Raw genomic sequence first — 14858 nt, 5'->3', positions numbered from 1 at the left:
ATGGCTAAAGGAGGAGATTGGATATGGTGAAGGAGTATGATTTGCTTGTAATTGGAACGGGAACTGGCGGATCAATTGCAGCTAGTAAATGTAAGGAAGCCGGTTGGAGTGTGGCAATTATAGATGACCGCCCATTTGGCGGTACATGTTCTCAGCGCGGCTGTGACCCGAAGAAGGTGTTGGTAGGAATTGCTGAGCTGACCGATTGGAATGAGCGGATGTATGGCAAAGGGGTGCGGACGGCGGCTCGGTTTGATTGGCGAAATCTGATGGAATTCAAACGCACATTTACGGCAACAATTCCCCAAAATACGGAAGAGAAATTTAAGAAGTTGGGTGTGGATTCGTATCATGGGAAAGCAGTTTTTTATAGTGAGAATGAACTGAAAGTTGGTTCAGAGCTCTTGAAAGGTAAGTATATCCTAATTGCGACCGGAGCAGAACCTATAGAGATGGGAATTGGGGGAGAAGAATATTTGAGGGCAAGTGATGAATTTTTGGAATTGGAGGAACTCCCAAAACGCATCGTTTTTGTCGGGGGCGGGTTTATTTCATTTGAGTTTGCGCATATTGCAGCTAGAGCAGGTTCGGAAGTTCATATTGTGCATAGGAGTGAACGTGTACTGAAGCATTTTGATCCAGATTTAGTTGATTTACTGATGGAACTATCAAAAGAAGTTGGTATTCAGGTTCATTTGGAAGTAAGTGTGGATGCGATTGAGAAGCGTGGAGATTCATTTGTTGTAAAGGGAAAGCAAAACGAGAAAGAACTAGAGTGGGAAACCGACTTAGTTGTGCATGGGGCAGGACGGACGGCGGCGCTCGATATGGAGTTGGACCGAGGGAATGTGGAGCGCGACAAGAAAGGGGTATGTGTGAATGAATACATGCAGAGTGTCAGCAATCCTTACGTCTACGCAGCGGGAGATGCAGCTTCAACGGATGGGCCGCCCTTAACACCTATTGCTAAGGCCGAATCGCTCTTGGTAGCGGCCAATTTATTGGAGGGGAACTTTGAGAAAGCAAAATATCCTGTCATTCCATCAGTCGTTTTTACAGTCCCCAAGCTGGCATCGGTAGGGATGAGTGAACAACAGGCGAAAAAATCGGGACTGGGCTTCCACGTGGAGTATCAAAACACGACTGACTGGTTCACGTATAAAAGGACGAACGAATCGTCCGCAGCTTTTAAAGTGATTACAGATCAGGAAGAAGGCGTGGTACTGGGAGCTCATTTACTTAGCGAAGAAGCAGATGAGCTTATAAACCTTTTCGCTTTGGCTATCCGGTTTAAACTCTCTCTTCAGGAATTAAAAGACATGCCGTTTGCATATCCAACTTCAGCTTCGGATATTTCTTATATGATCTAGTATTAGGTGGAAATAGTTCCATGGGGTTTTAATCATCTGAACGAATAGACAAAGGGTGGACATTCCCTTTGTCTTTCTTTTTTGAAAAAATGAACATTAGTCATAGTTGTTATAAATAAAGAAAAGTTGACGATAAAGTAGGTGGCTATGCATAAAGTATTCAAAGGGCAAGGAAAGTTTTATGCAGAGATTGAATGATCTTTAGCATGAACATGTAGATGGGGGAAATCAAAAATGTCAATCGGAAAAAAGCTATATACGGGTTTCGGGGCAATCTTAGTAGTGATTTTATTATCCTCGGCTTGGAATCATTATGAGTTGAATGAAATTGAAAGTAGTTATGATGAGATGATGCAGGGCAGTGTCGCATTGACGATGCAAGCACAAGCCGTAAAAACTGAACTCGCATTGTCAGGATCATACATCCGTTCGTTTATTCTGCGAGGAGAGTCTGAGGATGTAGAGAAGTTTATCGAATATGAAGAAAAAGCACGACAAGGTATAGGTATATTGCAAAATATGGTGGAGAGTGAGAATTTTCAAGAGACCAAAGACTTTATTAATGGCATCGCTATAATGTCAAAGGACTTTTCGGAAGCTGCATCCCGTGTGATTGATTTGAAGAAGGCGGGCCAAACGAGCCAGGCAGGCATTGTATTAGAAGAGACAATGCGCCCGCTCGATACTCAAATACGTGAATCAATGGATGGAATGATTGCGGTGCAATATGAAAATCTTGAAACCCAGATGAGTGAAGTCGAACAAGCTGCTAACTCTGCAAAATGGGGATTGATTTTTGCAGGCATAATTGCCTTGATATTGGCGCTAGTTATTTCCATCTATATCACCCGAATTATCACCCGTCCTTTGCGGCGAGTAACTGCAGAGTCAGCAATCATCGCTTCAGGAGATTTGACTCGTGAAGATGTAGAACTCAATTCCAAGGATGAACTTCGCGAATTGGCGGACTCATTCAATCAAATGAAGCATAATCTCCGCAAAGTAATTGGTGATGTCCATGACAATGCACTTCATTTGACAGCCTCTGCCGAAGAACTTTCAGCGAGTACGAATGAAGTGGCGGATTCCTCTGAAGACTTCTCAAAGGCCGTGGAAAGCATTTCAAACGGTGCACGGGGATCTGCTGTCTCTGCCCGAGAGAGTTCAAAAGCTATGGAAGAGACGGCTACAGGGGTACAACGGATTGCAGAGTCAACAGTCAGCCTGCATGACCGTGCAGAAAATGCCATGAAGCTGGGTATGGAATGTGAAAGAACGATGCAGTTTGCCAAAGAACAGATGGCGCTTATTCATACTTCATCTTCAGAAACGAATGAGATGATCAAACGATTAAGCCAGCAATCCGCTGAAATAGAGAAATTTACAAATGTCATTACGAGCATCACAGAACAAACCAATTTGCTGGCGCTTAACGCAGCAATCGAAGCCGCGCGTGCAGGTGAGCACGGCAAAGGATTCGCAGTCGTTGCGGATGAAGTTCGAAAATTAGCGGAAGAATCGAAAGCATCGGCAAGTCAGATTGCCAGCTTAACCTCTGCTATTCAGCATGATACGAGAAATGTTGAAGTGTCGGTACAAGATAGCTTATCCAATGCGACTCAAGGTGTAGAAGTGATTGAGGACGCTGCACATTCTTTTATGACAATCGTAGAAGCGGTTCAAAAAATGAATGACGAAATTGAAGAAATATCTGCTGCGACTGAAGAGATTTCGGCAAGTGCGGAAGAAGTATCTGCGTCTGTCACAGATATCGCTTCACTGGCAGAGGTAGCTTCGGAACAAACAGGACAAACATCTGCAGCGATGGAAGAACAGATGGCAACTGTTCAAGAAATTAATGCAGTGGCTAACGATCTCAGCAATAAGGCAATTGATTTGCAAGAGATGATTCAACAGTTCAAAATATAATACATGACAGGTACTCTGGCATATACCGTTTCGTCGGGAATGGTAGGAGTACCTGTTTTCCATAACGGCAGGCGCTTGAGTCAATTGAACTTGTTGGAATGATGGAAATTGACTCTTTAAATAACGTCATATGTTTCGTTACAATAGCGCAGTTATCCATTACTAAGGAGATGTCACAATGAACATAAAACGAGCACTAACCATTGCTGGATCTGCAGCGCGGGGTGGAGCAGGCATCCAGGCAGATTTAAAAACTTTCCAAGAGTTCGATGTATTCGGCATGACAGCAGTTACAGCGATTGTTGCGAAGAATCCAAGAACCGGAACAGGAGTATTCCCGCAATCTTGGGAAGCGATTGAAGCGCAATTGGTGACGATTGAAGAGGATATAGGAGTCGATGCGTTAAAGACGGGTATGCTGTTCACTAAAGATATTATTGTCAACGTAGCACAGTGGATCCGACAGTCGGAGGCAGATAATATTGTAGTGGATCCGGTCATGATCGGTAAAATGGGCTCTGCTTTATTGAAAGAAGATGCCATGGAAGTAATGAAAAACGAACTACTGCCGCTCGCAACGATTATCACACCGAATATGCCGGAAGCAACATATTTACTGAATGGAATGGAACTAAACTCAGTTGTGGATCTGAAGGAAGCAGCACGTCGTCTAATTGATTTAGGTCCGAAATTTGTGCTCGTAAAAGGCGGCCGATTAACTGGTCCAGCAGTAGACGTATTATGCGACGGAAAACAATTTTATTTAATTGAGGCACCGCGCATCGATACGATTCATACAAATGGAGCGGGCTGTAGTTATTCGGCAGCGATAACGGCAGGACTTGCAAAAGGGCAAACTGTACCTGAAGCTGTGATTGAGGCAAAAAAATTCATTACGGCAGCTATTCGTCATTCGTTAACATTTAAGCAAGGAGTAGGACCTACATACCATGCAGCTTATGGCAAATATGATGAAACAAGCTGTCGTGTGACAGTGGAACAGCTGTAAATATGTGAATGGGTGAGTCACCATCTTCCGTAAATGAAGTGCGGAAGATGGTTTTTTCGAATGTTCATTGAGTTCGTATGGTTTTACTTATCGATAAAAAATTGTTAAGGTTACTATTAGTAAGCTTAATTTGGTTGCTTCTGAAGACCTCGAATATAGTACTAAACGATTGGGGTAGTGCGAATCATGAATAATGAAGAGTTCGTTCAATCGGTAAACCCTAAAGGGCAACAAACATGTGATAGTTTCCATGGAACGATCGAATTTATCGGCAAACGATGGACGGGAATTATTATCTATCAGTTATTGGACGGACCAAAACGATATCACGAGCTGGTGTCTGAAATCGAAGGGATTTCGGATCGTCTTTTAACCGAGCGGCTGCGTGAATTGGAAGCTCATAAATTGGTCGTTAAAAAGAAATCAGATCCAGCAGCCAGGAAAGTTGAATATGAGCTGACGGGTAAAGGTAAAGAATTAGAAAAAATAATTCATGCTATTTTTGAGTGGGTGAAGAAAAATGGCTGTAGTTATAAGGAGTGAATGATGTGATCAGTGAAAAAGCTAAAAGATACAAAGGAATACCATTGTCTATATTGGATTTAGCAATGATTAATGAAGGCAGCGACGCGGGACAGTCTTTCAAGAACAGTGTCGACCTTGCCCAACATGCGGAAGATTGGGGGTTTAACCGCTATTGGCTGGCAGAGCACCATAATATGCCGGGTGTCGCGAGTTCAGCAACGTCAGTCATTATTGGACATGTTGCCGGGGAAACGAAGACGATTCGAGTAGGTTCGGGTGGTATTATGCTGCCTAACCATGCGCCGCTTGTTATTGCCGAGCAGTTCGGAACGCTCGATGCGATGTATCCGGGTCGAATCGATCTGGGCCTCGGGCGTGCGCCGGGCAGTGACCAAGCGACGGCTTATGCACTTCGTCGAACATTGCACAGCAGTGGGGAAGAGTTCCCTCAACAATTGGAGGAATTGCGGTCTTATTTCTCATCTGACTCAACTGCCCGAGTTCGAGCATTTCCTGGAGCAGGGCAGGACATTCCGATCTGGTTGCTTGGTTCAAGCGGTTTCAGCGCACAGTTGGCAGCTCAACTTGGATTGCCGTTTTCTTTTGCTAGCCATTTTGCGCCGGCGTATATGATGCAGGCATTACAGTTGTATCATCAAAATTTCCGCCCTTCTAAAGACCTTCAAAAGCCACATGCAATGTTAGGGGTTAACTTGATTGCGGCAGATACAGATGAAAAAGCACAGTACTTGGCGACCTCGATGCAACAGCAATTTTTGGATATTCGCCAAGGTATCTCGAAACAATTTAGACCGCCGATTGAGGACATCAATGCAACATGGTCACCGTATGAACAGGCTGCGGTCACTCAGCAAGCGGATGCGCCGTCCGTCATTATAGGCGGACCTGAAACCGTACGCCGTCAGCTTGAAGAATTTGTGGAAATGACAAAAGCGGATGAACTGATCATTAGTTCCGGTATATTCTATCACGAGGACCGACTCCGTTCGTATGAAATCTTAAGTGAATTGATGGACTGAAAGATGAAAAGCATCAGCTGTGCAGGGGAATCCTGAACAGCCGATGCTTTTTTACGTTCGTTTTATTGAGCTTCAATTTCTTCTGTCAGCTTCTCTATCTGTTCGATTAAGTCGCCGATGTAAGCAATCGTGTCGCGTAACGGTTTGTCTGTCGTGATGTCAATGCCTGCCATGTTCGCAAGTTCGGCTGGATTTTTGGATCCGCCTGCACGTAGGACATTCAGCCAATCCTTGACAGCTGGGTCGCCTTCTTTTAGAACGCGCTGTGCCATTTCAGTGGAGACTGTCAACCCCGCACTATATGTGTAAGGATATAAGCCCATATAATAATGAGGCTGGCGCATCCATGTTAGTTCGGCTCCTTCATTCAACGTGACAGTATCACCCCAGAATTCTTCCAATACACCGCGTTTTAACTCATTCAATATGGTTGCATTGACATTGCCGCCAGCATCTACCCGTTCATACACTTTACGCTGGAATGCCGCCTCCAATAAATGGGTGACGAAGTTGTGGTAGTATGTCCGAGAAACAATAGAAGAGAGTACCCATCGTTTGAATTTCGGGTCTTCTGAGTTCTTAAGCAAATGGTTGGCCATCAGCATTTCATTCATCGTCGAAGGTGCCTCGATGAAATAAAGGGATGCTTCGTAGTTAAATAAATTCTGCTCCTGGTTGGCATGGTAGAAGTGTCCCGCATGACCGAGTTCGTGTGCCAACACAAAGACGTCTTCCATGCTGCCCGTCCAGGAGATCAGGATAAATGAACCGCCGCGATAAGGGCTTGCACAAAATGCACCCGTTGATTTCCCCTCGTTTTGCGCAAAATCAATCCAGCGCTCCGAGAAAGCCCGGTTTACCATGTCAAGATAGTCTTCTCCCATGACGGCGAGTGCATCGTTCATATAGGTTTTTGATTCTTCAACAGTAATGGAAGGCTCGTATAATGGGTCGATTGGCATTTTGAGATCTGCAAATGTCATCTCTTCCAAACCATAGATTTTCTGAAGAAGTTTCGCATATTTTCGCATATGCGGAGCCAACTCTTCCATAATGACATCGATCTGTCGATTGTACATCGAACGATCCACGTCCTGATCCATCAACAAGTAGTCGATAACGGATTTATAGCCACGTAAATCGGCTGTAGTTTTCTCCATTTGGACATGCATGTCATACGTTTTTGCTGTTGTATGCTGATACTCTCTTAACTTGCCCGAGAAAGTCTGGAATGCGGCGCGTCTTTTGGCAGTATCCGGCTCGGATTCCCAAACACCTTCAAATGAAACATAACTAAGTGGATAATCCACTCCGTTTACAGTGAAATTAGGAAAATTGATATCTGCCATCTTGGTCGTATTGTACAAAGTATATGGCGCTTGGAAAGTCGAAGAGAATGCAGCGAGTGTTTTCTCTACTTCGGGGTGCAGCTGATATGGCTTTTTGCGTATGATCTTCTCGAATGTCACTGCATAATCTTCTGATTGCTCACTTGCCTGCTGTAAAACTTCTTCAGGCAGTTCCGATAGTTCGCTCATGACAAATGAAGTTTGACTGCCAATTTTAGCAGCGATCGATCCGTATTGACTTTCTCTCATTTGTGCCTCATCATCTGTCAAATCGACGCTGGCAGACAACTCTGCATAACTGCCAATCTTGGTCATTTTCTCTTGCAAACTGCGGTATGCATCCAATGCCTTGATTGCTGAAGCTGTGTCTTTAATCGTTCCCTGATAGTGCTTTGCGAATGTGGTGGAATCTGCTTCAGCCTCTTGTAGAGCCTGCTGATAAGCGCTGTCATTTTCAAATAAAGTTTTTAAGTTCCATGTTTCCTCTACTTTAACTTGTTCACGTTTAGGTAAGCTTTTCACTATGTGGATCGCTCCTTTGCTTCGATTATTCGATTTCCGAATTATTTAATAGTATAGTACAGATACTAGCGAGAGTACAAAATTACGGTTTATTGGAAATGATAAATTCCATCAACCAGTCAACTTGTAAAGGTCCGTTGACGACTTCGTAGTATAATTGATCGTTTTGAATCAAAATCCCTTCTTCTATTAAGATTGTCATACGGTTTCCTGAATCATCGTGAAGGTCGATAGTGAAGAGAGGCTGATCGTCAAATAATTGCAAAGTATCCGGATCAACCCGTTCAAACTCATAAGCTTGCAAAAAATGAAGCAGGCGATTGACTTCATCCACTTGATCTACTTTCCATGTGACGGACGGTTGTTCATGTAAGCCGGGTTGTCGGAAGATGATAGAGGAATAGGGCGTTCCATCCTGATCTGCATATAACCATTCAGTGGGCTGGAAAGTAGTTTCCTTGATTGTCTGGACCATCACATAGAAACCTGCTGAAACTAATAAGGCCAGTAAAACAGCACGTATTTTCATTGAAACTCACTCCTTTTACATACTCTGTGTTTCTTCATAGTATATGAATACTTCTATTACTATACGCACTGAATTATAGACTCGGCTGTACCGATATTAATTTACACTCGATATTTCAATATTCGGAATGTATAATAGAGAGAATTCATTTAGAAGGAGGAGCTGTCGTGAAAGAATTTATTACCCATGCAATTCAAGATGAATATCCAGATGATTTTTCGTGGTGCTATGGCTGTGGCCGATTAAATGAAGCAGGTAATCATTTTCGTACTGGATGGGAAGGTGAGGAAACGGTGACGTATACTTTGCCGTCAGAAACCTATACTGCGATCCCGGGATTTGTCTATGGCGGATTTCTGGCGTCGTTCTTGGACTGTCATGGCACGGGCTCTTGCTCGCTTGCGTTGCATCGTAAAAATGGTCACGAACCCGGCGACGGAGCAATTCCACCTCGTTTCGTTACGGCTTCCTTGCAAATTACATACAACAAGCCGACGCCTCAAGGTCAAGTGCTGAAGGCGGTTGGGCAAGTCACGGAAATCCATCCGAAAAAGTGGAAGGTGGATGTGAAAATCTTTGCGGGAGAGGAATTATGCGCCAAAGGAGAAGTAGTCGGTGTCGTGATGCCCTCTACATTTACTGAATAAAACGGCAACTAGATAAGGTGTGAACAGATAATGAAGAATTCTCCACAGGCTGCAACGGCTGCAAATCCTGTATTTCCAATCATGATTGCAATCGGTGTCTGTCATTTATTTAATGATACGTTGCAGGCGGTGATCCCGGCCATGTTGCCGATTCTTGAGAAAGAACATCAGTTTTCGTTCAAGCAATTAGGTTTCATTGTATTTGCGCTGAATATCGTGGCTTCTTTGCTACAGCCGGTCATCGGTTATTTCAGTGATCGCAAGCCGAAGCCTTTCGCTTTGCCGATTGGTATGACGTTTTCGTTAGTCGGGATGGCAGGCCTTGCGCTAGCGCCTAGTTACTGGCTGATTATTGTATCGGTGCTATTTCTAGGTTTTGGGTCAGCGGTATTTCATCCGGAAGGTTCCCGTGTTTCTTTTTTATCTGCCGGTAATAAACGAGGACTTTCGCAATCTATCTTTCAAGTAGGCGGAAACTCAGGCCAAGCGCTTGCCCCGTTAATTAGTGCATTTGTTCTCGTTCCGCTCGGACAGATCGGAGCAGCAGTTTTTGTTTTGGTGGCAGCGGCAGGAATTGCGCTGTTGTACCGTATTTCGGTTTGGTATAAGAAACAGTTAAATGAGGAACGTCTGGGCAAAAGAAAAAAGGCTATTTTGTCCACGATGGAGAATCTGTCGAAAAAACAAATTACCATCGCATTAATTCTTTTAATGATCGTTATTTTCGCCCGATCATTTTACGTGACGAATATTACGAGTTTTTATATCTTTCATTTGATAGATAACTACGGATTGACGATCCAGCATGGCCAGCTCTATATCTTCTTGTTTTTAGCGCTGGGCGCAGTCGGAACGTTTTTTGGCGGACCAGCGGCAGATCGGATCGGACGAAAGAAAGTCATTGTCTTGTCTCTGGTCGTGCCTTTGCCGCTCTGCCTGTTGTTGCCGTACGCTCCGTTATGGGCGGTCATATTGCTTTTGCTTGTCATCGGATTCTTCATTATGCTGAGCTTTTCGGTGACGGTAATCTACGCACAGGAATTGGTGCCGTCCAAAATCGGTACGATGGCAGGTCTTACGGTAGGATTGGCATTCGGAATGGGTGCTATCGGCGCGGTAGCGATTGGTGGTCTGATGGATTCGTTAGGAGTGTATCAAACAATGATTATTACATCGTTCTTACCTTTCATTGGTCTGGTTGGCTTGGGATTGCCGCGTGACCAGAAAGTTCAAGCGATGAATTGAAATAACTTATAATTTATATCAAATTACTATGATTTAAAGCTTTTAGTTTGTTATACTAGGTTCACCATTAAAAAAGAAGGTGAACGAGAATGTTAGTTGTAAATAATATGGCGGAGTTGATTGGAGAAACGCCTTTAGTAAAAGTACGTACGCTAGGAAGCCCGAGTGGTGCTGCTGTTTATGTCAAGCTGGAGTATTTCAATCCGAGCCGCAGTGTCAAAGACCGAGCTGCTTATCAAATGCTTGTGGAAGCAGAGAAAAGCGGAGTCTTGAAGCCTGGCGCTACGATCATTGAGCCGACTTCCGGCAATACTGGAATCGGCTTGGCGATGAATGCGGCGGCGAAAGGTTATCGTGCCATCTTCGTCATGCCCGACAACTCGACGATTGAGCGGATCAATTTGATGAAGGCTTATGGAGCAGAAGTGGTTCTTACACCAAGTTCGGAGCGCATGCCGGGTGCGATTGCAAAAGCGAATGAAATTGCTGCATCGATTGATCACAGTTTCATTCCGATGCAATTCGAGAACGAAGCGAACCCGGACAGCCATCGGCATACAACTGCTATTGAAATTATTGAGTCAATCGCTTCGATCGACCGTAAGCTGACGGCCTTTGTCTGTACTTCCGGTACTGGAGGAACAGTAACAGGTACTGGAGAGGCACTGAAACAGCACGATCCAACAATTACGGTCCATGTAGTGGAGCCTGCCGGATCACCGGTCTTATCGGGTGGTCAGCCGGGAAAACATAAGCTTGTGGGTACGAGTCCTGGTTTTATTCCTCCAGTATTGAACACCGATGTCTATGATGAGATTTTCCGAATCGAAGATGATGATGCCTATACGACAGTTCGGCAATTTGCGAAACAAGAAGGTGTGTTGCTTGGCCCTTCTGGCGGTGCTTCACTCTATGCTGCTTTGCAAGTGGCCAAACGGCTGACACCTGAGGACACGGTTGTCTGTATTGCACCTGACTCCGGTGAACGATATCTATCAAGTGACTTGTTTCACTAACAAAATCTATTTATTAACCTCTTTCTGCATAGCAGAGGAGGTTTTTTGATTTGTGAACAATTTGATTCCACCGTTTTCCTGCAGTTTAAAAAATTAATTGCAACTTTAAAAAAGAATTTTTAAAATAGTGTTGACAAATCCTATAGGAATGGTAGATTATATACATGGTTAAACATATAAAGATAGTAGGAATTAAAAGTTTTAGATAGAAAACAAAATGAGCAATAGGGGGAATCGACATGTATTTATCAATTAAAGGGATTGAAAAGAGCTTTCCCCATAAAGAAAGAGGAACGGTCAAAGTATTGGATAAGATTGACCTTGAGGTGGAGAAAGGTCAGTTCGTCTCGATTGTCGGTCCATCCGGATGTGGAAAATCCACCATGCTGTACTTAATTGCAGGACTTGAAAAAGCGGATCAAGGAACGATCAGCATTAACGGAAAGACAGTGACTGGATCGGGTTCAGACCGCGTTGTCGTCTTTCAGGAAGCGGGATTATTTCCATGGCTGACTGTCCTGGATAATGTGACGTATGGCTTGCTGCTGAAAAAGATACCGAAAAAAGAAGCGGAACAGAAAGCGATTGAGATGCTGAAAATGGTTCATTTAGGAAATTATATTCATTCGTATCCGCATCAGTTGTCGGGGGGGATGAAGCAGCGAGTATCTATAGCACGTGCACTCGTGATGGAGCCTGATATTTTATTGATGGATGAACCGTTCGCAGCACTGGATGAGCAGACGCGCATGGTGTTGCATAAAGAGTTACTGGATATTTGGAGGAAAACAAAAGTCACGATTTTCTTTATTACCCATAACATCCGAGAAGCAGTGCTGCTTTCCCAAAAGATTGTAGTATTCGCTACTCGTCCTGGAAAAATTAAAGCGGTCTTCACATCTAAGGATTCAAAAGATGGCGTTGTACCAAGTGACGTGACACTGCAATTGGAAAAGCAAATTTTAGCAGAACTGCAAGACGAAATAGAGAAGGTGCTGAAGGAGGAGATGGGCGATGACTACAGCTTTAAGACGAATAGCGTTTCTCGGGATGCTAGTGGCGATATGGGAAGTCACATCTAGATTATCGGATTTACCCGATTTCATGTTTCCGAGTTTTACGCAAGTGATGGCAACGTTATTTTCCGGGCTCATATCCGGCCAGATTCTAGTCGCAATTGGAGCTAGTCTAAGTCGCCTGCTCATCGGTTTCACCATTGCATCGATTCTCGGTCTTGTGCTTGGTTATTTGATATGGCGCTATAAATTGGTGGAAGATACGCTTGGTTTTCTTGTGACGGCTTTGCAGTCGATTCCCAGTATCGTCTGGTTTCCATTGGCGATCATTTGGTTTGGTCTAAATGACTTCGCTATTTTATTTATCGTTACATTAGGGGCTACTTGGACAATGATAGTCAATGCGACGAGTGGGTTCAAAAATGTACCCATACTTTACCAACGAGTTGCTAAGTCTCTTGGATCCAGTGGAATTCATTTTTTAAGGACCGTAATCTTGCCAGCGTCCGTTCCGCAGCTGATTTCCGGTTTACGTATTGCCTGGGCTTTCTCATGGCGCGCCCTGATGGCAGGTGAGTTGCTTGGTGCTGGTGTCGGGCTCGGTCAATTGCTGGAAGCAGGCCGTGCGCTCGGTCAGATGGATCTCGTAATTTCGGTCATGATCATCATAGGAGTGATCGGAACGATTATGGATAATGTATTATTCTTACGTTTGGAACGAAACGTAGAACGAAAATGGGGAATTCGGACGTAACGAATCCAATTGGAAAAGGGGAGAATGAGATGAATAAAAAGTTACTGGGTGTGTTGATTTCTATAGTGGCACTCGTTGGGATTTTATCTGGGTGCGGTAAAAAAGATGCAGCAGAAGCTGATAAAAATGAAGTGAAGATAGGCTATTTCCCGAACTTAACACATATTGCAACGATCATTGGTCTGGAAAATAACTACTTTGCAGAAGAATTTGGTGAAGATATCAAAATTTCTACGAAGACAGTGAGCAACGGCGGTCTTTTCATGGAAGCAATGGCTACAAATTCAATCGATATTGGAACTGTTGGTCCGGGACCGGTCATCAACTATTTTGTCAAGGACCCAAAATATCATATCGTTTCAGGTGCGGTGAATGGTGGCGCAGTATTGGTGGCAAGTGGTCATAGCGGCATCGATGAATTGGCGGACTTAGATGGAAAAAAAGTCGCGATTCCTGTTATCGGCAGCACGCAGGACGTCATGTTGCGTAAAGCATTGCAAGACGTAAACTTGAAAGCAAAAACAAATGGCGGAACAGTAGACTTATTCGCAGCTGCTCCTGCAGATACCGCTACATTATTCATACAAAAATCAGTTGATGCCGCGGCGACTCAAGAACCATGGGGCTATATTTTGCAAAACCAAGCAGGCGGAAAACTGTTATTGGATTGGGAAGACTTTGCATGGGGCAAAGAGTCAACAAATACTGTTGTAGCGACAAGCGATGGATTTTTGCAAAATAAAGAGCTTGTGACAGCATATTTAAAAGCCCATGCCAGAGCGGTGCAGTTTGTGCGTGATGAGCCGGAAGAAGCACAAGCACTTGTCGTGAAGCATATTAAAGGGCTGACAGGCAAAGAATTAGACAAAGCAGAGCTTGAAGCGGCATTCAGCCGGATCGAAGTGACGACGGAAGTGAATGAAGACGTCTTACAAGAAATGGCGGATATCAGTCAGGAAGCAGATTATATTAAAACGAATGATATTGACGGTTTGATTGATTTGAATGTGATTAAGGAAATTACCGCCAAATAAAATGAAAGCGAGTGTCCAAAATAGGATGCTCGCTTTTCCTATGTCGTTGGAGTTTTGTCAATCCGGATGAAAACAAAATATGCTACTATAAAGAGAGAACGTAATTTCGCTATTATGAAAGGATGAGAATGTATGCTGGCAGATTTATTGAAGAAATCAAAGAGGACAATCGTCTATACAGGGGCGGGAATGTCGACGGAAAGCGGATTGCCGGATTTTCGTTCGGCCAAAACAGGAATGTGGGAAATGGAAGATCCATCAAAAGTGGCGAGTGTGACCGCTCTCAACGAACAGGTCGAGCAATTTTTCCAATTCTACAAACAACGCGTACTGGCCACGAAGGAAACTGGACCGCACGCCGGACACCGCATCTTGGCGAAGTGGGAACAGCAAGGCTTGATCAGCGGTATCATTACGCAGAACGTCGACGGTTTCCATACAATGGCCGGGTCGAAAAACGTGATGGAGCTGCACGGTACGCTCCGTAAGGTTCATTGTGAAAGCTGCGGAAAAGACTACAGTAATGAACGCTACGCACAGGACGAATTCTACTGCGAATGCGGTGGCAAACTTCGACCATCCGTTGTTCTTTTCGGGGAAATGCTACCTGAGGAAGCTTTTCTCCAGGCTATATTCGAAAGTGAAAAAGCCGATTTATTTATCGTCCTAGGCTCTTCATTAACCGTCTCCCCAGCCAATCAATTCCCGACGATGGCAAAAGAACAAGGTGCAAAAGTAGTCATCGTCAATTTGGAAGCAACTGAAATGGACGACATCGCAGATTTGGTCATCAACGGGCGGAAAATTGGAGAAGTTTTAAAGGAAGCGGATGAGGAATTGTTGCGATAAAAGGTTACTGGCCATTTTTATATA

General features: G+C 44.1%; 14 protein-coding genes. 12 read left to right on the top strand and 2 right to left on the bottom strand.

The features are described 5' to 3' along the window. Positions 1 to 23 precede the first annotated feature (23 nt). From MKY93_RS11215 to MKY93_RS11195, 5 genes are all read left to right on the top strand, one after another. Positions 24 to 1370, top strand: a complete 1347-nt coding sequence (locus tag MKY93_RS11215) for a dihydrolipoyl dehydrogenase family protein (RefSeq protein WP_340759097.1) — start codon at positions 24 to 26, stop codon at positions 1368 to 1370. Positions 1371 to 1604: 234 nt separating this feature from the next. Beyond that, positions 1605 to 3299 carry a methyl-accepting chemotaxis protein gene (locus MKY93_RS11210; protein WP_340759096.1) on the top strand — a complete coding sequence of 565 codons (1695 nt, stop codon included), beginning with the start codon at positions 1605 to 1607 and terminating at the stop codon, positions 3297 to 3299. A gap of 178 nt (positions 3300 to 3477) precedes the next feature. Further along, complete coding sequence (gene thiD / locus MKY93_RS11205; RefSeq protein WP_078816960.1) at positions 3478 to 4308, top strand: bifunctional hydroxymethylpyrimidine kinase/phosphomethylpyrimidine kinase; 831 nt, start codon at positions 3478 to 3480, stop codon at positions 4306 to 4308. 186 nt (positions 4309 to 4494) lie between these two features. Continuing rightward, complete coding sequence (locus tag MKY93_RS11200) at positions 4495 to 4851, top strand: winged helix-turn-helix transcriptional regulator (protein WP_340759095.1); 357 nt, start codon at positions 4495 to 4497, stop codon at positions 4849 to 4851. A gap of 5 nt (positions 4852 to 4856) precedes the next feature. After that, the gene (locus MKY93_RS11195; RefSeq protein WP_221836312.1) at positions 4857 to 5873 is read left to right on the top strand and encodes an LLM class flavin-dependent oxidoreductase; all 1017 of its coding nucleotides are present in this window, start codon (positions 4857 to 4859) and stop codon (positions 5871 to 5873) included. 62 nt (positions 5874 to 5935) lie between these two features. Here MKY93_RS11195 and pepF read toward each other — a convergent pair whose 3' ends face one another. Continuing rightward, positions 5936 to 7744 carry an oligoendopeptidase F gene (pepF, locus tag MKY93_RS11190; RefSeq protein ID WP_340759094.1) on the bottom strand — a complete coding sequence of 603 codons (1809 nt, stop codon included), beginning with the start codon at positions 7742 to 7744 and terminating at the stop codon, positions 5936 to 5938. Between the two features lie 82 nt (positions 7745 to 7826). Then, a complete protein-coding gene (locus tag MKY93_RS11185; protein ID WP_078816956.1) occupies positions 7827 to 8273 on the bottom strand; it encodes a hypothetical protein in 447 nt (148 codons plus the stop codon). Between the two features lie 167 nt (positions 8274 to 8440). Here MKY93_RS11185 and MKY93_RS11180 point away from each other — a divergent pair, with 167 nt between their 5' ends. From MKY93_RS11180 to MKY93_RS11150, 7 genes are all read left to right on the top strand, one after another. Beyond that, positions 8441 to 8920 carry a PaaI family thioesterase gene (locus tag MKY93_RS11180; RefSeq protein WP_078816955.1) on the top strand — a complete coding sequence of 160 codons (480 nt, stop codon included), beginning with the start codon at positions 8441 to 8443 and terminating at the stop codon, positions 8918 to 8920. Positions 8921 to 8950: 30 nt separating this feature from the next. After that, the gene (locus MKY93_RS11175; RefSeq protein WP_078816954.1) at positions 8951 to 10165 is read left to right on the top strand and encodes an MFS transporter; all 1215 of its coding nucleotides are present in this window, start codon (positions 8951 to 8953) and stop codon (positions 10163 to 10165) included. 89 nt (positions 10166 to 10254) lie between these two features. After that, the gene (gene cysK / locus MKY93_RS11170; protein WP_078816953.1) at positions 10255 to 11181 is read left to right on the top strand and encodes a cysteine synthase A; all 927 of its coding nucleotides are present in this window, start codon (positions 10255 to 10257) and stop codon (positions 11179 to 11181) included. A gap of 239 nt (positions 11182 to 11420) precedes the next feature. After that, a complete protein-coding gene (locus MKY93_RS11165; RefSeq protein ID WP_078816952.1) occupies positions 11421 to 12263 on the top strand; it encodes an ABC transporter ATP-binding protein in 843 nt (280 codons plus the stop codon). Beyond that, the gene (locus tag MKY93_RS11160) at positions 12196 to 12951 is read left to right on the top strand and encodes an ABC transporter permease (protein ID WP_078816951.1); all 756 of its coding nucleotides are present in this window, start codon (positions 12196 to 12198) and stop codon (positions 12949 to 12951) included. The genes MKY93_RS11165 and MKY93_RS11160 overlap by 68 nt, the downstream gene beginning before the upstream one ends. A gap of 29 nt (positions 12952 to 12980) precedes the next feature. Continuing rightward, entirely contained in the window at positions 12981 to 13985 is a 1005-nt protein-coding gene (locus tag MKY93_RS11155; protein ID WP_078816950.1) for an aliphatic sulfonate ABC transporter substrate-binding protein, read from the top strand. Between the two features lie 132 nt (positions 13986 to 14117). After that, positions 14118 to 14834, top strand: coding sequence for an NAD-dependent deacylase (locus MKY93_RS11150; protein ID WP_078816949.1), 717 nt, complete (start codon positions 14118 to 14120; stop codon positions 14832 to 14834). The last annotated feature ends 24 nt before the right edge of the window (positions 14835 to 14858 follow it).

The organism is Sporosarcina sp. FSL W7-1283 (assembly GCF_038003105.1).
GTDB lineage: Bacteria > Bacillota > Bacilli > Bacillales_A > Planococcaceae > Sporosarcina > Sporosarcina newyorkensis.
This window is presented reverse-complemented; position numbering and strand designations above follow the sequence as displayed.